At 72.4% G+C, this 24,762-nt stretch carries 21 protein-coding genes; 7 read left to right on the forward strand and 14 right to left on the reverse strand.

All coding sequences use genetic code 11. From position 1 onward, the window contains the following. Positions 1-5: 5 nt before the first annotated feature. The gene (locus OG570_RS46275; protein WP_247063292.1) at positions 6-458 is read right to left on the reverse strand and encodes a roadblock/LC7 domain-containing protein; all 453 of its coding nucleotides are present in this window, start codon (positions 456-458) and stop codon (positions 6-8) included. Further along, the gene (locus tag OG570_RS46280; RefSeq protein WP_442788358.1) at positions 455-5,236 is read right to left on the reverse strand and encodes a nitrate- and nitrite sensing domain-containing protein; all 4,782 of its coding nucleotides are present in this window, start codon (positions 5,234-5,236) and stop codon (positions 455-457) included. Before OG570_RS46280 ends, OG570_RS46275 begins: the two co-directional genes overlap by 4 nt. Before the next feature lie 1,005 nt (positions 5,237-6,241). Between OG570_RS46280 and OG570_RS46285 the strand changes: the two genes are divergently transcribed. Both OG570_RS46285 and OG570_RS46290 read left to right on the forward strand, forming a co-directional pair. After that, a complete protein-coding gene (locus tag OG570_RS46285) occupies positions 6,242-6,688 on the forward strand; it encodes a DUF485 domain-containing protein (RefSeq protein WP_326954901.1) in 447 nt (148 codons plus the stop codon). Continuing rightward, entirely contained in the window at positions 6,685-8,301 is a 1,617-nt protein-coding gene (locus OG570_RS46290; protein WP_326954902.1) for a solute symporter family protein, read from the forward strand. The genes OG570_RS46285 and OG570_RS46290 overlap by 4 nt, the downstream gene beginning before the upstream one ends. Before the next feature lie 65 nt (positions 8,302-8,366). Here OG570_RS46290 and OG570_RS46295 read toward each other — a convergent pair whose 3' ends face one another. From OG570_RS46295 to OG570_RS46315, 5 genes are all read right to left on the reverse strand, one after another. Continuing rightward, positions 8,367-8,711, reverse strand: coding sequence for a DUF3817 domain-containing protein (locus tag OG570_RS46295; RefSeq protein WP_326947572.1), 345 nt, complete (start codon positions 8,709-8,711; stop codon positions 8,367-8,369). Between the two features lie 23 nt (positions 8,712-8,734). Continuing rightward, the gene (locus tag OG570_RS46300) at positions 8,735-9,139 is read right to left on the reverse strand and encodes a hypothetical protein (protein ID WP_442788236.1); all 405 of its coding nucleotides are present in this window, start codon (positions 9,137-9,139) and stop codon (positions 8,735-8,737) included. A gap of 136 nt (positions 9,140-9,275) precedes the next feature. Next, positions 9,276-10,193 carry a lytic transglycosylase domain-containing protein gene (locus OG570_RS46305; protein ID WP_247063288.1) on the reverse strand — a complete coding sequence of 306 codons (918 nt, stop codon included), beginning with the start codon at positions 10,191-10,193 and terminating at the stop codon, positions 9,276-9,278. Between the two features lie 141 nt (positions 10,194-10,334). Further along, on the reverse strand, positions 10,335-10,817 hold the full coding sequence (locus tag OG570_RS46310) for a helix-turn-helix transcriptional regulator (protein WP_247063287.1): 483 nt from the start codon (positions 10,815-10,817) through the stop codon (positions 10,335-10,337). Between the two features lie 361 nt (positions 10,818-11,178). Continuing rightward, positions 11,179-11,346: a hypothetical protein gene (locus tag OG570_RS46315; RefSeq protein WP_323333010.1), complete on the reverse strand. Its 168-nt coding sequence runs from the start codon at positions 11,344-11,346 to the stop codon at positions 11,179-11,181. A 101-nt stretch (positions 11,347-11,447) separates the two neighbouring features. Here OG570_RS46315 and OG570_RS46320 point away from each other — a divergent pair, with 101 nt between their 5' ends. Further along, complete coding sequence (locus OG570_RS46320; RefSeq protein ID WP_326954903.1) at positions 11,448-12,221, forward strand: crotonase/enoyl-CoA hydratase family protein; 774 nt, start codon at positions 11,448-11,450, stop codon at positions 12,219-12,221. Positions 12,222-12,313: 92 nt separating this feature from the next. Then, positions 12,314-12,844, forward strand: a complete 531-nt coding sequence (locus tag OG570_RS46325) for a GNAT family N-acetyltransferase (RefSeq protein WP_247063279.1) — start codon at positions 12,314-12,316, stop codon at positions 12,842-12,844. An 18-nt stretch (positions 12,845-12,862) separates the two neighbouring features. Here OG570_RS46325 and OG570_RS46330 read toward each other — a convergent pair whose 3' ends face one another. Further along, complete coding sequence (locus OG570_RS46330) at positions 12,863-13,999, reverse strand: CaiB/BaiF CoA transferase family protein (protein ID WP_326954904.1); 1,137 nt, start codon at positions 13,997-13,999, stop codon at positions 12,863-12,865. A gap of 23 nt (positions 14,000-14,022) precedes the next feature. After that, positions 14,023-15,174, reverse strand: a complete 1,152-nt coding sequence (locus tag OG570_RS46335; protein WP_326947569.1) for an acyl-CoA dehydrogenase family protein — start codon at positions 15,172-15,174, stop codon at positions 14,023-14,025. 107 nt (positions 15,175-15,281) lie between these two features. Between OG570_RS46335 and OG570_RS46340 the strand changes: the two genes are divergently transcribed. The 3 genes from OG570_RS46340 to OG570_RS46350 all read left to right on the forward strand — a co-directional run bounded on the left by OG570_RS46340 (position 15,282) and on the right by OG570_RS46350 (position 18,737). Continuing rightward, positions 15,282-15,899 carry a TetR/AcrR family transcriptional regulator gene (locus OG570_RS46340; RefSeq protein WP_247063276.1) on the forward strand — a complete coding sequence of 206 codons (618 nt, stop codon included), beginning with the start codon at positions 15,282-15,284 and terminating at the stop codon, positions 15,897-15,899. Positions 15,900-15,980: 81 nt separating this feature from the next. Continuing rightward, on the forward strand, positions 15,981-17,033 hold the full coding sequence (locus OG570_RS46345) for a hypothetical protein (protein WP_326954905.1): 1,053 nt from the start codon (positions 15,981-15,983) through the stop codon (positions 17,031-17,033). A gap of 93 nt (positions 17,034-17,126) precedes the next feature. Next, complete coding sequence (locus tag OG570_RS46350; RefSeq protein ID WP_326954906.1) at positions 17,127-18,737, forward strand: succinic semialdehyde dehydrogenase; 1,611 nt, start codon at positions 17,127-17,129, stop codon at positions 18,735-18,737. A gap of 141 nt (positions 18,738-18,878) precedes the next feature. Here OG570_RS46350 and OG570_RS46355 read toward each other — a convergent pair whose 3' ends face one another. From OG570_RS46355 to OG570_RS46375, 5 genes are all read right to left on the reverse strand, one after another. After that, positions 18,879-21,905: a helix-turn-helix transcriptional regulator gene (locus OG570_RS46355; protein WP_326954907.1), complete on the reverse strand. Its 3,027-nt coding sequence runs from the start codon at positions 21,903-21,905 to the stop codon at positions 18,879-18,881. 60 nt (positions 21,906-21,965) lie between these two features. Next, positions 21,966-22,175, reverse strand: a complete 210-nt coding sequence (locus OG570_RS46360) for a hypothetical protein (RefSeq protein WP_326954908.1) — start codon at positions 22,173-22,175, stop codon at positions 21,966-21,968. A 157-nt stretch (positions 22,176-22,332) separates the two neighbouring features. Continuing rightward, the gene (locus OG570_RS46365; RefSeq protein ID WP_247063267.1) at positions 22,333-22,548 is read right to left on the reverse strand and encodes a DUF397 domain-containing protein; all 216 of its coding nucleotides are present in this window, start codon (positions 22,546-22,548) and stop codon (positions 22,333-22,335) included. A gap of 14 nt (positions 22,549-22,562) precedes the next feature. Beyond that, the gene (locus tag OG570_RS46370) at positions 22,563-23,465 is read right to left on the reverse strand and encodes a helix-turn-helix domain-containing protein (RefSeq protein ID WP_247063259.1); all 903 of its coding nucleotides are present in this window, start codon (positions 23,463-23,465) and stop codon (positions 22,563-22,565) included. Positions 23,466-23,844: 379 nt separating this feature from the next. Beyond that, positions 23,845-24,741 carry an acyl-CoA thioesterase gene (locus tag OG570_RS46375; protein WP_247063257.1) on the reverse strand — a complete coding sequence of 299 codons (897 nt, stop codon included), beginning with the start codon at positions 24,739-24,741 and terminating at the stop codon, positions 23,845-23,847. Positions 24,742-24,762: the final 21 nt, after the last annotated feature.

Genomic DNA, 24,762 nt, shown 5'->3' on the forward strand with positions numbered 1-24,762 from the left:
CGCCATCATCCCACCGGTTCGCCGATCAGGGACCCACCCGAACCCTGGAGCTGGGCGCGCAGCTCCGGGGTCAGGATCTGGCCGACCCGGTCGACGAGCATCGTCATTTCGTACGCGACCTGGCCGATGTCGCAGTTGGGGGCGGCGAGCACGGCCAGGCACGATCCGTCGCTGATCGACATCAGCACCATGATCCCCAGCTCCATTTCCACCACCGTCTCGTTCACCGCGCCGGCCTCGAAGCACCGTGCGGCGCCCTGAGTCAGGCTGACCAGTCCCGACGCGACCGCGGCGAGCTGGTCGGCCCGGTCGAGCGGAAGCCGGTTCGACGCGGACAGCAGCAGGCCGTCCGCCGAGACGACCACCGCGTGCGCCACGCCGGGTACTCGCTCGGCGAAGTCGTTGACCAGCCAGCCGAACTGATTCTGCGTCGGCTGAGCGCTACTCGGCGAGGTCATTCACCCTCCAGTGTCTCGTGGTTCGTCTCGGTCGCCCGAGCGTTGCGGTGGCGTCCGCGCTCGATGCCCTGCTGGAAACTGCGCAGGCGACCGCGCACGTCGTGTGCGTCGCGTTGTGGTCGGGGGGCCGCGGCCCCGGTGGGCGGTGCGGCGCTGCCCGGGAGCAGCTGCTCCCCGCGGCGGCGCCGGGGCAATCCTGCCGAAGTGAACGTGGCGGGCGCCGACTGGGACACCGCTTGCACGGTCCGCCAGCCTTCGTCCGAGCCGAAGTTCCACTCCGCCGTCGCCTCCAGGGCGGCGTCTTCCCGGCGGGGCGTCGGAGTCTCGTCCGGCAGCTCGGCCGGCTCGGGTGCCGAGCCGGGCCGCCGGGTCGGCAGCGCCGGGGGTGGCTGGTCCTGGAAGGCGGGGTGTCCGCCCTGCTGGGGCAGCTCCTGCTGGTCCGGCCGCTGGCCCGGTTGCTGGCCCGGTTGTTGCTGACTGGGTTGCTGCTGACCGGGTTGCTGTTGCCCAGGTTGCTGCTGACCCGGTTGCTGCTGTCCGGGTTGTTGCTGGCCCGGTTGCTGCTGGCCCGGTTGCTGCTGTCCGGGCCGGCTCGGGTGTTGTCCGGGCTGCGGGAAGGCCGACGGCTGCCGGTAGGCCCCCGGCGGCTGCTCCTGGAACGGACGGCCGGACCCCGGCTGCGGCGGCGTCGGCGGCTGCCCGCCGAACTGCCGCGGCAGGGAGAACTGCCCGGAGCCGGGCTGCCGGTACGCCTGGGGCCCACCAGGCTGGTGCGGCCCCGACGGCCGGGGTTGCCGATCGCCGGGCTGCTGGTAGGCCGAGGGCGGCCGGAACGCCTGCTGCCCGCCGGGCTGATAAGCCCCCGGCCGGGACGGATCGCCGGGCTGCCCATCGGGCGGCTGAAAGGCCGCCCGCTGCGGCGCCGACGGCCGGGAACCGGGATAGGGCCCCGCTTCCGGCCCACCGGACTGCGGGAACTGCGACCCGTCGGACGGCAGGAACTGGGTTCCATCAGACTGCGCGAACTTGGTCCCACCGGGCTGCGGGAACTGGGTTCCATCAGACTGCGGGAACTGCGGTCCACCGGACTGCGGAAACTGCGACTCGTCGGACTGCTGCTGCTCGGCCTGCTGACCCGGCTGCGGCCCGCCGAACTGGTGGAACCCCGACGGCTGGCCCGGCTGCGACCCACCGGAATGCCGCGCCGCGGACGGCTGGCCCGGCTGCTGGGGATCGGGCTGCCCGCCCGGCTGCCGCTGGCCAGGTTGCTTCCCGCCCGGCTGCTGCTGGCTCGGTTGCTGACCCGGCTGTCGCAGGCCGTTCACCTGGTTCGGCTGCGGCAGGCCGTTCGGCTGCTGGCCTGGCTGCGACAGGCCGTTCTGCTGACCAGACTGCGGCTGTCCGTTCGGCTGCTGGCCTGGCTGCGAGAGACCGTTCTGCCGACCAGACTGCGGCAGGCCGTTCGGCTGCTGCTGACCGTTCGGCTGCTGTCCTGACTGCGGCAAACCGTTCTGCTGACCGGACTGCTGCTGCCCGTTCGACCGGCTCGACCACTGCTGCCCCTGCTGCGGCAGACCGTTCGACTCGGCCGGCGACTGCTCGTCCGGCTCGAGCGAGCCGTACGACTCGTCCTCGCCGGCCTGCGGCAGTCCGGCCGGCTGACCCGACCACCGCTCCGCCGGCGACAACCCGTTCTGCTCGCCCGCCTGCGACGACCCGTTCTCGCCCGGCTGCGGTAAGCCGTTCTGGCGGCTCGGCTGAGCGTCGGGCTGGGCGTCCGCCTGCTGCAGCGCGTCCTGCTGCTCGCTGCCCGTCTCCGCGCCCTGGGCTGCCGCGGCTTCGCGGGCTTCCTGGCGGCCTCGGGTCACGCCCTGCTGGAAGCTGCTCAAGCGGCCGCGGACGTCCGCCGGGTCGCGGACCGGGAGGTCCGAGCCCGCCGGGGCCGGTGAGGCGAAGGCCGCCGGGCTGGAGGTCGCGCTGCCCGGCATGAGCTGCTCGCCGCGGCGGCGGCGCGGGAGGCCCGCGTCGGTGAACGCCGTCGGCTCGGCCTTCGTGACCGCCTGGACCGTGCGGAACTCTTCGTCGCTCGCGAAGTCCCAGCTGCGGCCCTCCTGCTCCGCGGCCGGCTCCTCTTCGGGCGCCGCTTCCTCGTCGGCGACGGACTCCTCGTCCACGACCGGTGTCGCGGCAGCCGGCACCGGCTTCCCGGCGGTCTTCTCAGTAGCGGTCTTCTCAGTAGCGGTCTTCTCGGCGGCCGGCTTCTCAGTGGCCGGCTTCTCGGCGGGCTTGTCCTCGCGGAACCACGCGGACAGCATCTCGTCGAAGATCGGCGTCGTCTCGGAGCGGTCCAGCGCCGGGGCCGGGGCCGGTGCGGGAGCGGGCTTGGCCGCCGGGGACGGCTTCCCGGTCGCGTGCCGCCACCAGTCGCTGAGCGTGGTCTCGTTGGCGGAGAACAGGTCCTTGCCCGAGGGCAGGTCGTCGTGGCGCGGCGGCTGCGGCACCGGCAGCACCGCGGGCACCGGCGGCAGGGTCGGCCGCGGCGGCGGGGCCGGGTCGTCCTTCGGGATCGGGGCGAACAGGTCCGTGCCCGAGATCTCCAGGTCCGTCGGCGGCCGCTCGGCGCCGGGGCCGTGCCCGTTGGCCAGCCCGGCGAGGTCGCTGGCCGACGGCCACCGCTCCTCCCCCATCGGCGGCTGCTGCGGGACGACCGGCTGCGGGCGGGAGCTGCCGTTGACCTGACGGCGCGGCAGCATGCCGGCCGAGCCCAGGGGCGACTGCTGCACCGTGCCGATCTGGCCGGTCAGCGGACCGTCGGTCACCGGCATCACCAGCTCCGCCGGGACGACGACGGTGGCCCGGACGCCGACGATGTCCTTGCCGCCGTGCAGCGACACCCCGATCCGGTGCCGGCTGGCCAGCCGGCCGACCACGAACAGGCCCATCCGGCGGGACGTCGCCAGGTCGACCGACCCGGCCTCGGTCAGCCGGGTGTTCGCCTCGGTGACCTCGGCCTCGTTCATGCCGATGCCCTTGTCGAGGATGTCGATGTTGAGCGAGCCGTCGTCGCCCAGCCGCGACGCCACCGTCACCGACGTCTCCGGCGCGGAGAACGCGGTCGCGTTGTCCAGCAGCTCGGCGACCAGGCGCATCAGGTCGCTCGCGGCGTACCCGACGATCCGCGCCGGGGGCGGCGGCTGCACCTGGACCCGTTGGTACTGCTCGATCTCCGACACCGCGGCGCGGAGCATGTCGGTGGTGCCGACCGGCTTGCCGGAGCGGCGGCCCGGCTCGGCGCCGGAGAGGACCATCAGGTTCTCGTTGTTGCGCCGCATGCGGGTGGCGAGGTGGTCGAGCTGGAACAGCGTCGCCAGCTGGTCGGCGTCCTCTTCGTCGCGCTCCAGCTGCTCGATCAGCTGCAGCTGCCGCTGCACCAGGCTCTGGCTGCGCCGGGACAGGTTGACGAACACACTGCCGTAGCCGGTGCGCATCGCGGCCTGCTCGGTCGCCAGCCGCAGCGCCTGGTGGTGCACCTTGTCGAAGGCGCGCGCCACTTCGCCGACCTCGTCGTCGGTGCGGATCGGCACCGGCGTGACGTCCGTGCCCTGCGCGCGGCCCTCCTGGATGTTGCGGACGGCTTCGGGCAGCGCGGTCTCGGCGACGTCGAGCGCGCTGCGGCGCAGCACCTTCAGCGAGCGCAGCAGCTGGCGGGTGATGAGGAAGACGACCGCGACGGCGAGCACCAGCGCGGCGAACAGCAGCACCGCGAGCAGGCCCGCGCCGCTGCTGGCCTCCTCGACCATCGACGACGACGTGTCCGACGCCTGCGTGCCGAGGCGGTCGGCGACCTGGGCGATCTGCGCCCGCATCGCCGTGGACGCGATGTTCCAGTCGGTCGCGGAGAGGGCGCGGAAGGCGGCCCGCGCGGTGTCGGGCTGCGCGCCGAGCACGGACTCGACCATCCGGGCGCGGCTCTGCGCGTCGGTGCCTTCGGCGATCGCCGAGAAGTCGCGCTGCAGCGCGTCGCCGGCCGCGGCCCGGAAGTCGACGAGCCGGTCGGCCAGCCGCAGCTCGGCGGCGCGGAGGGTGGCCAGCTCGCTCGGCGAGAGCGCGCCGCGGTTGATGCCGTAGGACACCATCGCCTGGCTGAGCGACACCTGCTCGCCCGCGACGAGCAGCTCGTGCAGCCCGGCGGGCGTGCCGCCGAGGGTGCCGTCGCCGGCGCCGGCGGTGGCCGCGGTGTCGAGGCCGATCAGCGCGCCGGTGACCCCGGAGTACGCGGTGACGGCCTGGCCCGGGTCGAGCTGGCCGCCGTCGACCTGACGGCGGAGGAAGTCGAGGTTGTTGACCTGCGCGGTGGCCGCGCCCGCCGCCCCGGCCACGCCGGGCTCGATGGCGGACCCGCGGGCCTGCGCGTCGGTGAACGGGCCGACCGCGGCGTCGGTCGCCTTGCGGGCCGTCGCCAGCTCGGGCGTGCCGCCGACGGTGCCGTCGGTCAGCATCGCCGCGGTGACCGTGCGTTCCTGTTGCAGCGCGCTGGTGAGCGCGCGCACCTGGACGCCGAGCGCGACGAGCCGGTCGAGCCGCTGGTAGTCGTCCGAGCGGCCGACCTGGCCGGCGATCGTCGTGATGCCGAGCACCATCGCGAGGACGATGGGCACGACGGTGACGGCCGAGAGCTTGACGGGGAGGCTCCAGTCGCGCCAGCGCACGAGCGCCTGCAAGACGGCCTTCCCCTTCGACCGCCGGGGTGCTCGGCCGAGCAGTTCCCCGACGGGCACCTGACCTTCTCCTGCAACGGTCACGTGAGTGACTCCCTGTCCGGCGTCATGGATCCGCGTCGGCCGCACGGCGTCCCGGCTCGCGGCGTTCCGGCGGGCGGTCGTGCCGCCACCGCCCAGCCGCTCCCCGGGCCCCCTCGCACGTCCCCGGCTGCCCCTCCGGCCGCGCGCAGCGAGCACCGTCCCGGCGTCCCGTTCCCGGGACTCTGCACGTGCACGGCGCAAGTTGCGGTCTGCACGGTCGTCGAGATCAACTTAATCGGTGCCAATCGGATCGCTGCGGTCAGCTGGGCCAAAGAATCGTACCCCCGCGGCCCGGCCGGTCAATTGTGTTCCCGACTCGGGCTCTGACCTGCGAAAAGTACTTTCCGGCCCGGTAGTGGGCGGACTCATTCTGCACGGCCGGGGCGGAAGAGGGAATTCCGGTTACCGGACGCGGCGGTTGTGAGCGTCCGGCCGTCACCCGATTAGCCCACCTGGCCGACCAAGTTCCCTCGGACGATCTACACTCCGTACCCCCATCGAGTGGGTCAAGTCTCAATGTGTGCCCGATGTTGTGGCATTCCGGCCGATCGTCGCTCGACCTGGTGATTCCATTCGGGAGCGCGGCTGACCAGTGGATCTCCTCCGCCACGCCCGCACCGGGGGGACCCTCTCCGAGGCGACCCCGGACCCTCACGACTACTCCAGGTGACACGTCTTGACGACTGTCCAGCACGGTTAGCCCATTTGCCCCGGCTACCGCTAAGTAGGACAGCGCGGCGTCACAATTCTTTCCTCATTGTGGGTAACCCGTCCGCGAACTCGACGAAGTCCGGGTTTCGATATTTTCGACAAGAAAACGAATACCGCGCCGCGGTGACCCGCAAACGACCCGGCGCCTTTTCGGGCAGCCGGACGGCGTAGTTACGATGTGCGCTTCGCAGTCCGCAAGGGCGGCCCGGTGCCCTGCTCGCAGGGCCAGCAGCCCCGCCGCCACGGAAGGCTTTCTGCCGGAGGCAACCCATGTACGACGTCGCGCGCCCCGCGACGGGCAACGCCCTGGAAGAGACCGGCCAGATGCCGGCCCTGTTCACCGGGGATCACCCGTCCGATGGCCGACACGGCCAGCACCGCCAGCACCGTCCCCGCTCGGGTCCCGACTACGCCGGGATCCAGGCCGGCCGCGAGTTCACCGCCCTGCGCCGGCGGTTCCGCGGGTTCGTCTTCCCGATGAGCCTGGCCTTCTTCGCCTGGTACATGACCTACGTTCTGCTGGCCGCCTACGCGCACGACTTCATGAGCACCAAGGTGTTCGGCCAGGTCAACGTCGGCATCCTGCTCGGCATCGGCCAGTTCGCCAGCACCGCGCTCGTCACCTGGCTCTACCTGCGCTACGCCCGCACCCAGCTCGACCCGCGGGTGGCCGAGCTGAGGGCCCGCGAGGGCCTGACCGAAGGGACGCCCCGATGACGACACCGACCGCGCCGACGGCCGCGACCGTGCTCGCCGCGGGTGTGCCCGCCAGCGACCCGATCGTCAACACCGCCGTTTTCGCCCTGTTCGTGGCGATCACGCTGTACGTCGTCTACCGGGCCAGCTCCCGGAACTCCTCGACGTCGGACTACTACGCCGCGGGCAGCGCGTTCACCGGCCGCCAGAACGGCATCGCGCTGTCGGGCGACTTCCTGTCGGCGGCGTCGTTCCTCGGCATCGCCGGCGCCATCGCGATCCACGGCTACGACGGCTTCCTCTACTCGATCGGGTTCCTCGTCGCGTGGCTGGTGGACCTGCTGCTCATCGCGGAGCTGCTGCGCAACACCGGCCGGTTCACGATGGGCGACGTCCTGAGCTTCCGGATGAAGCAGCGCCCGGTCCGCGCCGCGGCGGCGACGTCGACCCTGGTCATCTCGTTCTTCTACATGCTGGCGCAGATGGCGGGCGCCGGCGGCCTGGTGGCGCTGCTGCTCAACGTGCACTCCAAGCTCGGCCAGGCGCTGGTGATCGGCGTCGTCGGCCTGATCATGGTGCTGTACGTGCTGGTCGGCGGGATGAAGGGCACCACGTGGGTGCAGATCATCAAGGCGGCCATCCTGCTGATGTGCGGCGTGCTGCTGACGGTGTTCCTGTTCGGCAAGTTCGGCTTCGGGTTCTCGAACCTGCTGTCCTCGGCGGCCGAGAACAGCCCGCTCGGCGACAAGCTCCTCGAGCCGGGCGGCTCGTACGGCAAGAACGGCACCACCAAGCTCGACTTCGTGTCCCTGGCGCTGGCCCTGGTGCTCGGCGCGGCGGCCCTGCCGCACGTGCTGATGCGCTTCTACACGGTGCCGAACTCGCGGGAGGCCCGCCGCTCGGTCGTCTGGGCGACGGCGTGCATGTTCGTGTTCTACCTGTGCACGCTGGTGATCGGCTTCGGCGCGGCCGCGCTGGTCGGCGCGGACGAGATCAAGGGCGCCCCGGGCGGCGAGAACTCGGCGGCGCCGCTGCTGGCCCTGCACGTCGGCGGGACGCTGCTGCTCGGCATCATCGCCGCGGTCGCGTTCGCGACGATCCTGGCCGTGGTCGCCGGGCTGACGATCACCGCGTCGGCGTCGTTCGCCCACGACGTCTACGCGAACATCTTCAAGCGCGGCAAGGCCGAACCGGCCGACGAGGTCCGGGTGGCCCGGCTGACCGCGATCGTGGTCGGCGCGCTGGCCATCGTCGGCGGGGTGCTGGCCAACGGCCAGAACATCGCGTTCCTGGTGGCTCTGGCCTTCGCCGTCGCGGCGTCGGCGAACCTGTCGACGCTGCTGTTCTCGTTGTTCTGGAAGCGGTTCAACACCACCGGCACGCTGTGGGGCATCTACGGCGGCCTGACCGCGTGCCTGCTCCTGGTGGTCTTCTCCCCGGTCGTGTCGGGCGCCCCCGACTCGATCCTCAAGGGCGTCGACTTCGCCTGGTTCCCGCTGAAGAACCCGGGCCTGGTCTCGATCCCGTTCTCGTTCCTCTGCGGCATCGTCGGCACGCTGGTCGGCAAGCCGAAGGCGAACGCGGAGAAGCACGCCGAGATGGAAGTCCGGTCCCTGACCGGCATCGGCAGCTGAGCCGCTGAGCTGTTCGACGACGTCCCGGGCGGCCTGCGTCACGCGCGCAGGCCGTCCGCGGCCGGTTACAGCTTCCGGCCGGCCTTGACCTTGTGCGTCACCTTGCGCTCCACGAGGAACGAAACGAACGGAACGCAGCCGGCCAGCAGCACCAGCACGGTGCCCTTGATCGACCAGCGGGCCTTGATGGCCAGGTCGATGGTCAGCACCAGGTAGATCATGTACAGCACGCCGTGGATCGGCGAGTACACCGCGGACGGCGTCGGGTTGTCGAAGCCGTAGCGCAGCACCATCACGAAGCACAGGCCGAGCAGGCCGACGCCGGTGACGTAGGCGGCGGTGCGGAACCGGACCAGGGGGCCGGTGAGCGGGACCGCGGTCTGCGCGGCGCCGTCGGTGCGGGTGGTCATCGGGACGTCCTCACTTTGCGGCCTCACTCTGCGGCCTGCTGGTCGCGGGCGTTCAGCTCGCGCAGGTAACGGTTGTACGCGGCCAGCTCCTCGTCCTCGTCGTCCACCGGCGTCGGCACGCCGGGGCGAGAGCGAGGGGCGGGCACTTCGGCGACGGGGGCCGGTGCTGTGGCCGATTCCGGCGCCGGTTCGGCCTCGGCCTTCTGCCGCAGCTGCCGGATCCGCCAGAACATGAAGGCCGGGAACAGCCCGAACAGCGGCCACTGCAGGACGTAACCGAGGTTCTGGAAGGTGCCGTTCGCCGAGGTGAACCGGTCCCACTGCCACCAGGCGAGTCCGCAGCAGATCAGCAGGCTCACCAGGCACGTCGCGACGATCGCGAGCCGGCGGCCCCAGGGGGACCCCGCCGGCGGAGGGGATGCTGGCACGAGGCCCAAGCTAGCACTGGCCGGCTGAGGGGCGGCGATCGACCGCGCCCGGGGTGGCCGGGCTCTCAGCGCAGGTCGGCGGCCCTTTACCGGCTGGTGGGCTCAGCGTTGCCCGGGGCTCAGCGTTGTTTAGGGCTCAGCCTTGCTTGCGCACCGACTGGGCGGCCTTCGCGTAGCCGTCGGCCAGGCCGAACACCTTCTGCGCGTACTCGGTCGAGTTGTTGTACGACAGGATGCCCGCCCACCAGCCCGACGGGCTCTGCATGTCACGGCCGCCCGCGCACAGGTAGCGGGCCGCGGCGAGGGCGGCGTCGTCGATCTGCTGCGGGTCGCCGAGGCCGTCGCCGTTGCCGTCGGACGCCCACTTGCGCCACGTGCCGGGGATGAACTGCATCGGCCCGACCGCGCGGTCGACCCCCGCGTCGCCGTCGTAGCGGCCGCCGTCGGTGTCGCCGATGGCCTGGACGCCGGACGAGCCGTCGAGCGGGACGCCGATGATCGGCTTCGACGGCCGGCCGTCCGCGCCGAGCACGGCGCCGGCGTACTGGCCGTGGTTCGACTCGATCCGGCCGATGCCGGCGAGCGTCGCCCACGAGATCTTGCAGTTCGGCTGGTTCGCGCGCATCGCCAGCTCGGCGTTGCCGTAGGCGGTCAGCGCCCGCGCCGGGACGCCGCTGGCCGCGGCGACCTGGCCCGCCCACTGCGAGAGCGTCGCCGGACCGGTGGCGCTGCGGGACTGGGCCTGCTGCTGCGGCGGCGTCTGCGGGTCGGCCCCGCCCGCGACGGCGCCGCCGGCCGGGACGACCGAGCCCGGGCGGACGTCGGCCGCCTTGACCTGCAGGGCGGGGATCTCGGTGGTGGTCGGGCCCGCCTCGGGCGTCGACGCGCGGGTGACGAGCCAGACGCCGCCACCGGCGACGGCCAGCACGACGAAGACCACGATCAGCCGGGTGAGGACGGCGACGCCCGCGGAGCGCGGTGCCGGGGCAGCGGGGGCGGGCTCGTCGACGGAGTCGATCGGGTCGTCCTCGGTCTTTCCGGTACTCGTGCGCACGAAACTCCGGTCCTCCGGTGTGGTTGTCGACGATCAGTCAACGAGCCCGCGCAGGTTAGCGTTACGCGGGTCGCCGAGATCGTCTCACCACACCGGTTCACCCGGCCGAGTGAAGTCCGCCCCGTCAGGCGGACATCACGGTCAGGCGGACTTCTGCTGACGCGCGAGCCGCGCCACGCACCAGGCCGGGGCGCTGCCGCGGCGCAGGTGCTGCAGGACGGTCATCGGGCCGAGGCGACGGCTGAGGTCCGACGGCGAGAGTCCCGCCGCGCGGTAGTCGAGGGCCCGCTGGTCGAGCGGGCTGATGCCGGCGTCCCACCACTCCTCGGCCTCGGCGACGCCGCCGACCATCTGCCACCAGCCCGCGGCGGCGGTGAGAAGCTCTTCGGGCACTTCCGGCAACCTGCGGCGCATCGCGTCGAGGTAACCGGGGTCGGCCGCTTCGACCTGGGCCCAGCGGGCGGAACCCGACCGGGCACGCTGGCCGGGGATGCCCGGGGCCTGCGCGGGGGCGTCGGCCAGCCACGCGGAAGCGATGCGGTCGACCTCCTGCTCCTCGGGGGTCTGCTCGCGCTCGGCGGCCCACTGCCGGATCAACGCGTCCACTCCGGGATCTCCGGTCATCCCTGCCTCCTCATAGGTCCCCGACGGACAGGTCCTGACACCTGTCCCACGCGGCTGCGCCGCAAGCACCAAGTGCACCTTGCTGAGTGGAAACTGCCTGCGTACCGGGGTTCCCGAGGGGTTCGGAGAACCACCTGATCACGCAATGTGAGCACCGTAGGGCCGGGGTGGTCTCCTTCGCCAGACCCCGGCAGGCACGAATTCGCCGACCTGCGCGTTTTCAGTCGCAATCCACCCGGATGGTCGAGCGTAGAGCCCGAAATCTGGGATTCGTGACGCTGAGTGATTTACCGGCCGATGACACACGCGGTGACCGCCGGCGCACCCGATTGCGGCGCCGGTTCACGGGACTGGCCCAGGGTCAGGAAAAAAGCGTCCGGAAGAAGGTGACGATCGCTTCGGCGCCGTCCTTCAGCCACCCGAGCACGCGGTGGACGAAGTCGGCGGACTGGGTGGGCTGGGTGATGAGGAAGAACAGCACGAGCGCGACCACACCCACGATGAGGATCTTCTTCACGCCGCTCGACATGTGCTTCCTCCCCGGCTCGCCAACCCGTCCGGGAGTGGCAGGGTCCCTACTCTAGGAGAGGCTTGCCCGGAAGACACCCCGATCAACCCCAGGGAGCCCCGATGACGCGGAACGTGCTGGTCGAGCGGGACGGCGCCGTGACGACGATCACCATCGACCGGCCCGCCGCCCGCAACGCCGTCGACGGCCCCACCGCGGCCGGGCTGGCCGACGCCTTCCGCGCGTTCGACGCCGATCCCGAGGCCGCCGTCGCGGTGCTGACCGGCGCGGGCGGCGCGTTCTGCGCCGGCGCCGACCTCAAGGCCATCGGCACCGATCGGATGAACCGCACCCACCCGGACGGGGACGGCCCGATGGGCCCGACCCGGATGACGCTCGGCAAGCCGGTGATCGCGGCCGTCCACGGGCACGCCGTCGCGGGCGGCCTGGAGCTGGCGCTGTGGTGCGACCTGCGGGTCGCGGACGCCACCGCGGTGTTCGGGGTCTTCTGCCGCCGCTGGGGCGTCCCGCTGATCGACGGCGGCACCGTGCGGCTGCCGCGGCTGATCGGCCAGTCCCGGGCGATGGACCTGATCCTGACCGGACGGCCGGTCGACGCCACCGAGGCGCTGGCCATCGGCTTGGCGAACCGGCTGGTCCCCGCGGGCGAGGCGGTGCCGGCGGCGCAGGAGCTGGCCCGGCAGCTCGCCGGGTTCCCGCAGGCCTGCCTGCGCGGCGACCGCGCGGCGACCCTCGGGCAGTGGGGGCTGGCCGAAGACGACGCGCTGGCCGCGGAGTTCGGCGCCGCGATGGGCACCGGCGTCCTCGCGGCCGAAGCGGTCGACGGCGCGGCGAAGTTCAGCGGCGGCGCGGGCCGCCACGGCAGCTTCGGCTGAGCTGCTACCCGCTCTGTGACCGGGCGTGCCTCCACCGGGTGGAACCCGGGCTGTCGCGGCGAATCCGGTCGATCGGCCGATAGGGTCGGCGGATGGACGACGACGTCAGCAGAGTCGTGCTCCGGCCGGTCGCGGAGTCCGACCTCGACCGGCTCGAGCAGCTGACCAACGACCCGGTCGCGGCGGGCGCGCACCAGTGGTTCGGCTGGCACGACCCGGGTTACCTGCGCCGCCGGTGGCGCGAGACCGGGATGCTGAGCGTCGAGACCGGCATGCTGGTGCCCACGCTCGGCGGGCGCCTGCTGGGCCTGGTGTCCTGGCACCGCAGCCGCAGCGGGCCGACGTCGTACTGCTGGAGCATCGGGCTGGTGCTGGTCCCCGAGGCGCGCGGCCACGGCCACGGCACGGAGGCCCAGCGCCTGCTCGTCGAATACCTCTTCGCGCACACGCAGCTCAACCGCGTCGAAGCGACGACCGAGGTCGACAACCGCGCCGAACAGCGGGCGCTCGAGAAGGCCGGCTTCACGCGCGAAGGAGTCCTTCGCGGCTACGGCTTCCGAGACGGCCGGTGGCGCGACAACGTCATCTACTCGGTCGTCCGCTCCGATCTGGCACGCGACTAGCTCGCGCGGGACTAGGCGCTAGGCGATCGCCCCGGCCTCCCGGAGGGCCCCGAGGTCCGTGACGCCCAGCTCGGCCAGCACCGCTTCGGTGTCGGATCCCTTGGTGCGCGGGGCTTCCGGCGTTTCCGGCGGCGTCCGGCCGAAGCGCGGCGCCGGGGCCGGCTGGACCAGGCCGCCGATCTCGACGAACGTGCCGCGGGCCGCGTTGTGCGGGTGGCTCGCCGCCTCCTGCGGCGACAGCACCGGCGTCAGGCAGGCGTCGGTGCCCTCCGCGCGGGCGACGAGGTCGTCGCGCGTGTGCTTGCCGATCGCCTCGGCGACGATCTCGCGCAGCTTCGGCCACTGCGTCTTGTCCACGTGCAGCGGCAACTCGGCCGGGTCGAGGTCGAGGACCTTCACCAGGTCGCCCCAGAACCGCATCTCGATCGCGCCGACGGCGACGTACTTGCCGTCCGCGGTCTCGTAGGTGTCGTAGAACGGGGCACCGCCGTCGAGCATGTTGTCCCCGCGCCCGCCGCCCCACAGCCCGGCCGCGGCCATGCCGTGCAGGCTGGTGGTGAGCAGCGCGGCGCCGTCGACCATGGACGCGTCGACGACCTGGCCCTCGCCGGAGGTGTTCCGCTCGTACAGCGCGGCGAGCACGCCCATCGCCAGCAGCAGCCCGCCGCCGCCGAAGTCGCCGACGAGGTTGAGCGGCGGCACCGGCCGCTCCCCCGCGCGCCCGATCGGTTCGAGCGCGCCGGAAATGCCGATGTAGTTGATGTCGTGGCCGGCCGCCGTCGCCAGCGGGCCGTCCTGGCCCCAGCCGGTCATCCGGCCGTAGACCAGCCGCGGGTTGCGGGCGTGCACGACGTCCGGGCCCAGCCCGATCCGCTCGGCGACGCCCGGGCGGAAGCCCTCGATGAGGACGTCGGCGGTGTCGCACAGCTTCAGCACCAGCTCGACGCCTTCGGGCGTCTTGGTGTTGACGCCGATCGTCCGGCGGCCGCGGGCCAGCGGGTCGACCGGCAGGCCGAGCACGTCCTCCCCCGGCGTCGCGCGGTCCACGCGGACGACGTCGGCGCCGAGGTCGGCGAGGATCATCGTGGCGAACGGCCCGGGCGCGAGCCCGGCCAGCTCGACCACCTTCAGGCCGCTGAGCGGACCTGCCTTCATGGCGTGGTTCCCTTCGGAGCGGCTCAGAGCGAGCGGGAGATGATTTCCTTCATGATCTCGCTGGTGCCGCCGAAGATCCGGGAGATCCGGACGTCGGCCCAGGCGCGCGCGATCGGGTACTCGGACATGTAGCCGTAGCCGCCGAAGAGCTGCACGCAGTCGTCGACCACCTTGTTGACCCGCTCGGTGGTCCACAGCTTCGCCATCGCCGCGCCCTGGACGTCGAGCTCGCCCTTGAGGTGGCGTTCGACGCACTGGTCGAGGAACGCCCGCGCGACGGCGGCCTCGGTGGCGGCCTCGGCGAGCTTGAACTTGGTGTTCTGGAAGGAGAAGATGGGCCGGCCGAACGCCGTGCGCTCCTTCGTGTACTCGAGCGTGAGGTCGACCGCCGCCTCCAGCCCGGCCACCGCCGTGACGGCGATGATCAGCCGTTCCTGCGGCAGCTGCAGCATCAGCTGGATGAAGCCCTGGCCCTCGGCGTCGCCGAGGAGGTTGGCCGCGGGCACGCGGACGTCGTCGAAGAACAGCTCGGCGGTGTCCTGGCCCTTGAGCCCGACCTTGTCGAGCACCCGGCCGCGCCGGAAGCCCGGGGTGTCGGTCTCGACGGCGATCAGCGAGACGCCCTGGGCGCCCGCGTCCGGGTCGGTCTTCACCGCGACGACGACGAGGTCGGCGTGGAAACCGTTGGTGATGAAGGTCTTCGCGCCGTTGATGACGTAGTGGTCGCCGTCGCGCACCGCGCGGGTCTTGATGCCCTGCAGGTCCGAGCCGGTGCCCGGTTCGGTCATCGCGATCGCGCCGACCATCTCGCCGCTGGCCATCTTCGGCAGCCACTCGCGCTTCTTCTCCTCGGAGCCGTACGCGCTCAGGTAGTGCGCGACGATTCCGTTGTGGACGGTCACGCCCCACGCGCTGTCGCCGGAGCGGGCCTGCTCCTCGTAGAGCACGGCCTCGTGCGCGAACGTGCCGCCGCCACCGCCGTACTCCTCGGGGATGGACAGGCAGAGCAGGCCGACCTCGCCCGCCTTGTTCCACAGCTCGCGGTCGACCTTCTTCTCCGCCGCCCAGCGCTCCTGGTTCGGGACGAGCTCCTTCTGCATGAACGACCGCGAAAGCTCGCGGAGGTCTTCGAGCTCGGTCGTGCTCCAGGAGCTCTTCGGGAGTTTCAGCGGCACGGGGACCCTCCTGCGGGACGAGTGCTGGAAAACATGACGGTCAGCATGTAAGTTCTCTTCGGAATGTACATCCGTTCAGGCCGGTAGGTAAAGCAGGGGAGGCCGGAGTGACCGAGACGGGTCACCGCACCCAGGCGCAGCGGCGGGAGCAGACCCGCACGGCGCTGCTCGACGCCACCATCGACTGCCTGGTGGACCTTGGGTACGCGCGCACGTCGGTCCAGGAGATCTGCGCCCGCGCGGGCGTGTCCAAGGGCGCGGTGCAGCACCACTTCACCGCGAAGGCCGAGCTGATGGCGGCCGCCGTCGAACACCTCACGAACCGGCTGCGGAGCCAGCTCGCGGCGTCGCTCGACCGGCTGCCCAGCGGCGGCACCGGCGTCGCCGCCGCGATCGACCTGCTCTGGACCGGCTACTCCGGCACGCTCTCGACCGCCGTCACCGAGCTGTGGGTCGCCGCCCGGACCGACCCCGAGCTGCGTGCGGCCATCCGCCCGGTCGACCGCGCGCTCGGGCGCGCCACGCTCGAGCACGTCACCCAGGTCGCCGGCGAGCTCCCGCCCGAACGCGCGGAGATGCTGTTCTGGCTCACCGTGAACCTGACCCGCGGGCTGGCGCTGGACGCCGAGCTCGGCGGCGACCCGAAGCGGCGCCGCCAGCTCCTGGAGGAGTGGAAGCGGATCGCCGTCCTGCTCTACCAGGACGCCACCACTGCGCCGAGCTGACCAGCGCGGCGCACCAGTGTCACTTCACCCCTTATCCCGCAGGCCGATTCGTGGTCCAATCGCCGGAAAGAGGGAGAATCGATGACCCCCAGCGCGCCGCCGCCCCACCCTCAGCAGCCGTACCCGTACGGCCCACCACAGATGCAGCCGCCGCGGCCGCCGTCAGCGTCGCCGTCAGCCGATCCCGGCGCGCTCTTCCGGCTGATCGCCGGGTTGTTCGGCGCGCTCGCCGCGATCCTCGTGCTGGTCGGGTCGTTCCTGCCGCAGACGACGTTCGAGCAGATCGTCAGCGGCAAGACCGAGAGCAGCCAGACGATCAGCGCGTGGTCGCGGTCCTTCGACATCGAGCCCAGCCCCGACGCGCAGAAGTTCTACGAGAGCACCCACGTCGCGCACTACGGCATCCCGCTCTCCGTCGGCGCGGTGGTGCTGCTGGCCGGCGCCGTGCTGGCCCTGCTCGGCGTCCGCCGGTCGGCGAGTCCCGGCACGCGGACGGGCGCGCGCACGGCGTTGCTCGTCGGCGGCGCGGGTGTGGCCGCGGCGGTCTGGATGCTCGGCATGGACGTCTCGGCGACCCTGAGTTACGAGTCCGACGACGACTCGATCAAGTCGCACTACACCACCGGGACCGGCTTCTGGCTGCTGCTCGGCGGCGGAGCGCTCGCGGTGGTCGTGCTGGCGTTCGCCCTGCTGGCCGGCCGGCGCGCGACGGCACCCGCCGGTCCGCCGGCGAACCTGCACGGCGGGCCGGGCTACCCGCAGCAGCAGTCGCGGCCGTACCCGGTCGGGCCGCAGCAGTCGGGCGGCTACCCGGGTTCGTCGCCGTACCCGGGCCAGCAGCCTTACGGCGGCCCGCAGCAGCAGACGTATCCCGGACAAGGCCCGCAGTCCCAGCCGTTCCCTGCGCAGGGGCCGCCGTCTCAACCGTTCGCCACGCAGGGCCCGCCGTCACAGCCATTTCCGGCACAGCCGTTCCCGTCGTCACAGCCATTTCCGGCACAGCCGTTTCCGTCACAGCAGCCCGCCGACGGTTACGAGGCGACGCAGGCCCAGCCGCATCCGGACGAGCCACCGGCGGCGCCGACGACCGAGCCGACCTACCAGCTCCCGCCGCTGAACCCGCCCAAAACATGAAATAGATTCACATCGAGCTGGACAGCCGACGTACCGACGGTATGCTGTACTCGTCGGTAACCCCTGCGCGTCGCCGCGCGGAACGGAGACGTCATGACCAGCACGACCCCCGCGAACCCGGTCCACGACACCGCGCTCCCGCCGACCGTCGGCGGGGTCGCCGGTGCGCCGGCCGCGGCCCGGGCGGCCCAGCTCGTCGCCCGGGTGGCCGGCGGCGCGGACTCGGCCCCGATCCGGATGACCGCGCCCTTCACCGGGCAGCCGATCACGACCCTGCCCCAGGCCACCGACGCCGACGCCCGCGCCGTGTTCGCCGCCGCGCGGACCGCGCAGCGGGCGTGGGCGGAGCACTCCCCCGCCGAGCGCGCCCGGGTGCTCACCAAGCTGCACGACCTGGTGCTGGCCAAGCAGGACGAGGTCCTCGACCTGGTCCAGGTCGAGGCGGGCAAGGCCCGGCTCGACGCGTTCGACGAGGTGAGCGCGACCGCGCTGGTCGCGGCCTACTACGGCAAACACGCCGCGAAGATCCTCGCCCCGCGCCGCGTCGCCGGCGTCATCCCCGGCCTGACCCGCGCCGGTGAGCTGCGGCACCCCAAGGGCGTCGTCGGCGTCATCTCGCCGTGGAACTACCCGCTCGCGCTGACCGCGATGGACGTCTTCCCGGCGCTCGCGGCCGGCAACGCCGTCGTGCAGAAGCCGGACAACCAGACCGCGCTTTCGGCGCTGTGGCTGCACGAGCTCGCCGAGGAGGCCGGGCTGCCGGCCGGGACCTGGCAGATCGTGCTCGGCCGCGGCTCGAAGATCGGCACCGCGCTGGTCGAGGAGTCGGACTACCTGTGCTTCACCGGGTCCACGCCGACCGGCAAGGAGCTGGCCGGGCAGGTGGCGAAGCGGCTGACGTCGTACTCACTCGAGCTCGGCGGCAAGAACCCGATGATCGTGCTGCCCGACGCCGACGTCGCGAAGGCCGCGACGGGCGCGGTGACCGCGTGCTTCTCCTCGGCCGGGCAGCTGTGCGTGTCGGTCGAGCGGATCTACGTCCACGAGTCGATCCGCGAGGAGTTCACCCGCGCGTTCGTGGCCCGCACCGCCGCGGTGAAGCTCGGCGGCGCGCTGGACTACCAGGCCCAGATGGGCTCCCTGACGTCGGAAGACCAGCTCGAGACGGTGTCCGCGCACGTCGAGGACGCCCGCGCGAAGGGCGCGTCGGTGCTCACCGGCGGTCGCGCCCGGCCCGACCTCGGCCCGCTGTTCTACGAGCCGACCGTCCTTTCCGGCGTCACCGCGGAGATGGTGCCGTTCGCGGCGGAGACGTTCGGGCCGGTCGTCTCGATCTACGGCTACACCGACGTCACCGAGGCCATCGACCGCGCCAACGACACGCCGTTCGGGCTCAACGCCAGCGTCTGGTCGCGCAACGGCCACGCGGGCTGGGAGGTCGCGGCCCGGCTCAAGGCGGGCACGGTCAACGTCAACGAGGGCTACGCGGCGACGTTCGGCAGCGTCGGCGTCCCGATGGGCGGCATGAAGGACTCGGGCGTCGGTCGCCGCAACGGCGCCGAAGGCCTGCTGAAGTACACGGAGTCCCAGTCGATCGCGCTACAACGCGGCCTGGCCCTGCGCCCGCCGCGCGGAATCTCGGGTTCACTGTGGTCCCGCGGCATGACGCTGGGCCTGAAAGCCCTCCGCCGCCTCCCCCGCTGACCCGATCGGTGTGTTTGAAGGGTCAGCACGCGTGATTGAAGAGTCAGCACTCGTGATTGGAGAGTCGACACGGCGTGCTCGGCCGTGTCGACCCTCCAATCACGCGTGTCGACCCTCCAATCACGCGTGTCGGCCCTCTGGTCACGCGTGTGCGGTGGGAGCTGTGAGCAGGCCTCGGTCGTAGGCGATCGCGACCGCTTCCGCGCGGCGGCTCGCGCCGAGTTTCGCCATCACCCGGGACAGGTGGACGCTGACCGTCTTCTCGCTGATGTACAGCTCTTCGCCGACCTGGCGGTTCGTGCGGCCCAGGGCCACGCGCTCGAGGACGTCGCGCTCGCGGTCGGTCAGCGGGTCGACGACCGCGCGGGCCGGGGCCGCCGGTTCGACGCCCGGCAGGTCCACCCGCGCGCGGTGCGCGAGGTCGCGGACGGCGTCCCGCAGCGGGATCGCGCCCAGCCGGGTCGCCACGGCGTGGGCCGCTTCCAGGGCGGTCCGGGCCTGGTCGACGTCGTCGGCCAGCAGCAGGGCTTCCGCCTCGTGCCGGCGGCAGATCGCCTGCTCGTAGACAGCGCCGTAGCCGAACGCGGCCGCCGCGGCCGCCCACTTCTCCGGGTCGCCCTTGCCGCTCAGGCCGGACGCCGCCGCTTCCAGCCGGGCCAGCCAGGCCCGGCCTTCCGGCCCGAGCGTCCCCGAGCGCGGCTGCCCGACGATCGCGCACATCCGGCCGTGCGCCAGCATCCGCTCCCCCGCCGCCAGCGCGGCGTCGACGGCCGCCGCGTCGCCGCGGATCCGGGCCTCGGCGGCCAGCGCGGCCGCGGCGGTCGTGCCGAGCGCGGCCACCCGGATGCCGGGCAGCAGGCCGGGTTCGATCCGTTCGAGCCAGCCGATGAGGTCTTCCGCCTGCTTCACCGCAGCTTGGTGATCACCGCGCCAATAGGCCAGCTCGATGCCGGCGTCCCCGGCGGACAGCGGGATCTGCATGTCCGCCGTCCAGTGCTGCCGCAGCCCGGCGACGAGCTTCGCGGCCTCGTCGAACCGGCCGCGGGCGACGACGAACAGCGACCAGATGGCGAGGATCCGCGCGGCGACCGCGCCGGACACCCCGCGCCCGGCCCGCCCGGCGCTCTCGTCCGGCCAGTCGCCCATCAGGTACCGCAGGGTCATCTGCCGCGCCCGCAGCTCCAGGCCGTAGACGCTCCAGCTGAGCCCGGACTCCTCGGCCCGGGCGAACCCGCGTGAGGCGTGCTCGAGCGCCTCGGCGAACTCGGCCTGGTCGTCGTGGCTCAGTGCGAGGAAGTAGGTCGCGCGGATCTCGGTGTTCAGCGCCCCGGAGTCACGCGCCTTGCGCTCGGCCTGGCGCAAACGTTCGCGGGCCTCGGCGGCGTCGCCCGCCGAGTCGGCCAGCGTGCCCAGGGTGACCAGCGCCGACGCCTCCGCCCCGGCCGCGTCGACCTCCTGCGCGTCGGCGACCGCGGTGAGCGCGCTGTCCAGCGCCGCGTCCGGCTGGTCGAGCAGCCGCAGGAACCCGGCGCGGCTGGCCAGCACCCACGCGCGGGTGCCGCTCGGTTCGGTGTCCTTGACCAGGTCCCACGCGCGGTCGATCGCCGCGACGGCCTCGTCGAGCGTGCCTTCCAGCGCCAGCAGCGCTTCCGCCAGCCGCCGCCACGTCTTCGCCGCGCTGTCGGCCGGGCTGTCGGCGGTCAGGGCCTGGGTGGCCGAGCGGGCGAACGCGGCGGCCCGCTCGGGCTCGCCGGACGTGCCCGCGAAGTACGACGCCTCGTGCAGCAGCCGCAGCTCGTCGAACCCCTCGGGCCGGTCGACGGCCGGGACGGCGTCCCAGATGGACAGTGCCTGCTCGACGTGCCGCAGCGCCGACCCGGGCGCGCCCAGCTTCTCGGCCTCGTCCATCGCGCGCAGCAACGCCGGCAGCGCGGTGACCAGGTCGCTGCTCTGCATCGAGTGGTAGGCCAGCTTCGCGTCGTGCCCGCGACCCTGCGGCCGCGACCGGATCCGCGCCGCGTAGGCCGCGTGCGTGCGCGAGCGCTCCCCCGGCAGCAGGTCGCCGTACACCGCTTCCTGCAGCAACGCGTGCCGGAACCAGTAGGCGCCGTCCGGCATCACCACCAGCACGTGGTGCTGGACGGCCTCGCGCAGCGCTTCGTCCAGCTCCAGCTCGCCGAGCGCGGAGATCTCGGCGAGGGCCGCGTGCATCACCGGCTCGTTCGCGACCGACACGACGCGCACGACGCGGCGGGCGTCCGGCGAGAGCCGCTCCAAGCGGGAGAGCAGCACCTCGGCCAGGCCCGCGGGCAGGTCGTTGCACTCGGTCTTGGTGGCGAGCAGCTCCTCGGCGAAGAACGGGTTGCCCTCGGAGCGGCTGACGATGTCGGCGACGACATCCGCCGGGAGCGGCTCGTCGGCCAGCGCCTCGACGAACGTGCGCGCGTCGGCGGTGCCGAACGGCTGCAGGTCCACGCGCTCGACGGTGGCGAGCCGGAACAGCTCAGAGAGGAGGCCGCGCAGCGGGTGGCGCCGGTGGACGTCCTCCTCGCGGTAGCTGCCCACGACCAGGAGCCGTTGCGCGCGCAGCCGGCTGAGCAGGAACGAGAGCAGGTTGCGGGTCGAGGCGTCGGCCCAGTGGAGGTCCTCCAGCAGGATCACCACCGGCCGGGACTCGGCGATCTCGGTCAGCACCCCCAGTACCGCGTCGAACAACTGCAGCTGACCGAGATCCTGCTCCGGCCGGGGACGCACCATCGTCTCGCGGTCGTTCGAGGTCATCGGGGCGTGCTCGGCCGCCCGGGGCTCCTCGAGGCCCTGGCCCTGCGGCAGCAGCCGGCCGAGCGCGGGCCGGGCCCGCACGGCGGCGGCGATCGCCGGTTCCGTCGCGGTGCCGAGCGGGGCGAGCGCTTCGGCGAAGGGAAGATAAGGAAGACCGCCTTCGCGGACGTCGATGCAGCGGCCGGTGAGCACCAGCGCACCGCACGCGGCGACGTGCTCGGCGAGCGCGGTCAGCAGCCGGGTCTTGCCGACCCCGGCGTCCCCCGAGAGCAGCGCCGCGCCGGCTTCGCCCCGGTCGGCCCGGGCGAAGGCGGCGCGGAGCCGCCGCATCTCGTGGGTACGGGCGACGAGCGGGATTCCGGAGCCGAGTCGGGGCACAAGCAGCATTGTTGCTCACCCCACCGACAAGTTCCGCACGCTTATCGCCTTGGACACCATCACCCGCCCCTACCGGGCGGTCTCGCCGACGACCGCGGTCTCCCGCGACCCCTCCCGGCGCTCCTGCGCCGGCACGTCGACGACGCTGCGCCCGGCCCGCACGTGGCGGACGGCGCGGCGGGCGCGGGCGGCCCAGGCGCTGCGCCCGGCCTTGTGGAGTTCCTCGGCCCGGTAGGCCGCTTCGGCCCGGACCGCGTCCAGAAGCAGATCGCTGTGCATCGTGTTCACCTTGTTCCTGAGTCACCGGTTGGTAGCACTCAGAGTCGTCCTGAGGGGATCCCTCGGGCATCGGGTGATCACGTACCCCTGACGCGCAAAGACCCCTTACTCCCGGCCGAGCCCAGCTCGACGGGGGTAAGGGGTCTTCGAGATCGCCTCAGTCGCGCGCGGGGCCGTCCGGCCGCACCGCGGCCAGCAGCCCCCGCCAACCCGACGCGGGCAGGCGGAAAGCACCACCTTCGGGGTCTTTCGAGTCGCGCACCGCGGCACCCCCGGCGACGAACGCGACCTCGACGCAGTCGTTGCCGCCGCCGCTGTGGCTGCTCTTGCGCCACCGCGCGCCGGAAAGCTCTCCGGAAAGCTCGGATTCCATGGTCCCCAACTCCCTCACTGTGTCCTCGGATCCAGATGGTGCACTGCCGCCGGAACGGCCGCCCGTTCGGCGAACCGTCCGGCCGCCTCGGCGATCAGCTCCACCGAGTCGTCCGGTTTGAGTGCCGCCGCGCGCAGATGGTCGAACATCAGCCCGTAGCGCCGGACGTCTGTGGGTTCCTCCAGGTAGAGGCCGCTGGACGTGCTGTCGTCGACGTAGACGACGTCCGGGTCGGCCTGCTCCGGGAACCCCATGATCAGGAACGGGCCTTCCATCCCGGGGTGCGCGCCGGCGTGGAACGGCACCACCTGGATGGTCACGTTCGGCTTCTCGGCGACGGCGACCATCCGGTAGAGCTGCTCGGCCATCACCTCGGGGGTGTCGACGACCCGGTGCAGCACGGCCTCGTCGATGACGGCCCAGTACTCCGGCGGCGGCGTGTCCGACAGCAGCTCCTGCCGCGCCATCCGCGCGGCGATGCGGCGGCGGATCTCGGCTTCCTCGGCGTCCGGGCGCAGGGCCCGGATCACGGCGCGGGCGTACCGCTCGGTCTGCAGCAGGCCCGGCACGAGCAGGGCCTGGAACGCGCGCAGCGAGCTCGCGTCGGCTTCGAGCCCGACGAACGTGCCGGTGAAGACCTCGTTGTAGGCGTGCCACCAGCCGCGCTTGCGGGCTTCGCGGGCCAGCTGGACGAGCGCCTCCTGCTCGTCGCCGATGATCCCGTAGAGCGCCAGCATGTCCCGCGCGTCACGCGGGGTGACCCCGACGTGGCCGGTCTCGATCCGGCTGATCTTCGACGCCGAGCACTCGAGCTTCTCACCGACCTCGTCGATGGTGAGGTCCGCGGCCTCGCGGAGCCGGCGCAGCTCGCCGGCGAGCCTCCGGCGGCGAACCGTGGGGCTCTGTCCCCTGGCCATTCGGCACCTCCGGATGTCGACGGCGTCGTAGCCGTTCGCTTGCTCCCAGTATCTAACCAGGACAGTGGAGCATTAACACCGCACCGATTCCCGACCCGTCGCGCGCGTCGAACCTGCAATTTGCAGAATGCTCTTGTATCCTCGCACTCTGCACTGCGACAGGACGCGGCACGGGCCCGGGTCGTTCGGCCCTCAGGCCCGGTCCGGCCTGTTGAGCAGCGTAGACGATGACTTCGCGGTCCGCCGCGTGGTCATTCGGAGAAGGGGTCCGGGGCCGTCCCCCGATCGGTCCCGGCCCCCTTCCCCGCCCCGAATGCCCCATTCCGACGATGAATACGCCGACTATTTGTCGCCCGTAAGGGTGATTTCCCGCCCGCGTTCAGAGGACGCGCAGGAGTCCTTCTTGGACGACCGTGGCGATGAGGGTGCCGTCCGCGCCGAAGAACCGGCCGGTGGCCAGACCGCGCGCTCCGGAGGCGGTCGGTGACGCGCTGTCGTAGAGGAACCACTCGTCGGCGCGGAAGGGCCGGTGGAACCAGAGCGCGTGGTCGAGGCTCGCGCCGAGCACCTTGTCGGTGTCCCAGTAGACACCGTGGCGCGCGAGGACCGAGTCCAGCAGCGTCATGTCGGAGGCGTAGGTCAGCACGCACACGTGCAGCAGCTGGTCGTCGCCCAGCTTGCCGTCGGCGCGCATCCACACCTGGTTGCGCGCGGGCGGCTCGCCGGTCTGGCGGGTGACCCACGGCGGGTCGTTGACGTAGCGCAGGTCGATCGGCCGCGGCCGGCTGTGCGCGCCGATCGCGTAGCCCTCGGCGCGTTCCATCAGCGTCGGCAGCGACTCCGGCGCGGGCACACCCTCCGGCATCGCCTCGGCGTGGTCGATGCCCGATTCGTCCTTCTGGAAGGACGCCGAGAGCGAGAAGATCGCCTTGCCGTGCTGGATCGCCACGACCCGGCGGGTGGTGAACGAGCGGCCGTCCCGGATCCGGTCGACCTCGTAGACGATCGGCACGCTCGGGTCGCCGCCGCGGATGAAGTACGCGTGCAGCGAGTGGACCCGGCGTTCGTCGGGCACCGTGCGCCCGGCCGCGACCAGCGCCTGCCCGGCCACCTGCCCGCCGAACACGCGGACCGGCGAGTGGGCGGGCGAGACGCCGCGGAAGAAGTTCTCCTCGAGCTTCTCGAGGTCGAGCAACGCCACCAAGCGGTCCAGCACCGGCTGGCCGCCACCCGGGATCTCCAGCTCGGTGGCGGCCGCTCTGGCCATTTCAGTCATGGCCAGACCCTATGTGGTCGA

It is taken from the genome of Amycolatopsis sp. NBC_01286 (assembly GCF_035982555.1).
Taxonomy (GTDB): Bacteria; Actinomycetota; Actinomycetes; order Mycobacteriales; family Pseudonocardiaceae; genus Amycolatopsis.

Bases quoted from the DNA above. Each gene is read 5' to 3' on its own strand.
- OG570_RS46285 (WP_326954901.1), top strand. From the start codon at position 6,242: ATGTACGACGTCGCGCGCCCCGCGACGGGCAACGCCCTGGAAGAGACC.
- OG570_RS46315 (WP_323333010.1), bottom strand. From the start codon at position 11,346: ATGTCGAGCGGCGTGAAGAAGATCCTCATCGTGGGTGTGGTCGCGCTC.
- OG570_RS46375 (WP_247063257.1), bottom strand. From the start codon at position 24,741: ATGACTGAAATGGCCAGAGCGGCCGCCACCGAGCTGGAGATCCCGGGT.
- OG570_RS46365 (WP_247063267.1), bottom strand. From the start codon at position 22,548: ATGGAATCCGAGCTTTCCGGAGAGCTTTCCGGCGCGCGGTGGCGCAAG.
- OG570_RS46360 (WP_326954908.1), bottom strand. From the start codon at position 22,175: ATGCACAGCGATCTGCTTCTGGACGCGGTCCGGGCCGAAGCGGCCTAC.
- OG570_RS46345 (WP_326954905.1), top strand. From the start codon at position 15,981: ATGACCCCCAGCGCGCCGCCGCCCCACCCTCAGCAGCCGTACCCGTAC.
- OG570_RS46310 (WP_247063287.1), bottom strand. From the start codon at position 10,817: ATGACCGGAGATCCCGGAGTGGACGCGTTGATCCGGCAGTGGGCCGCC.
- OG570_RS46355 (WP_326954907.1), bottom strand. From the start codon at position 21,905: ATGCTGCTTGTGCCCCGACTCGGCTCCGGAATCCCGCTCGTCGCCCGT.
- OG570_RS46325 (WP_247063279.1), top strand. From the start codon at position 12,314: ATGGACGACGACGTCAGCAGAGTCGTGCTCCGGCCGGTCGCGGAGTCC.
- OG570_RS46320 (WP_326954903.1), top strand. From the start codon at position 11,448: ATGACGCGGAACGTGCTGGTCGAGCGGGACGGCGCCGTGACGACGATC.
- OG570_RS46370 (WP_247063259.1), bottom strand. From the start codon at position 23,465: ATGGCCAGGGGACAGAGCCCCACGGTTCGCCGCCGGAGGCTCGCCGGC.
- OG570_RS46295 (WP_326947572.1), bottom strand. From the start codon at position 8,711: ATGACCACCCGCACCGACGGCGCCGCGCAGACCGCGGTCCCGCTCACC.
- OG570_RS46290 (WP_326954902.1), top strand. From the start codon at position 6,685: ATGACGACACCGACCGCGCCGACGGCCGCGACCGTGCTCGCCGCGGGT.
- OG570_RS46350 (WP_326954906.1), top strand. From the start codon at position 17,127: ATGACCAGCACGACCCCCGCGAACCCGGTCCACGACACCGCGCTCCCG.
- OG570_RS46275 (WP_247063292.1), bottom strand. From the start codon at position 458: ATGACCTCGCCGAGTAGCGCTCAGCCGACGCAGAATCAGTTCGGCTGG.
- OG570_RS46330 (WP_326954904.1), bottom strand. From the start codon at position 13,999: ATGAAGGCAGGTCCGCTCAGCGGCCTGAAGGTGGTCGAGCTGGCCGGG.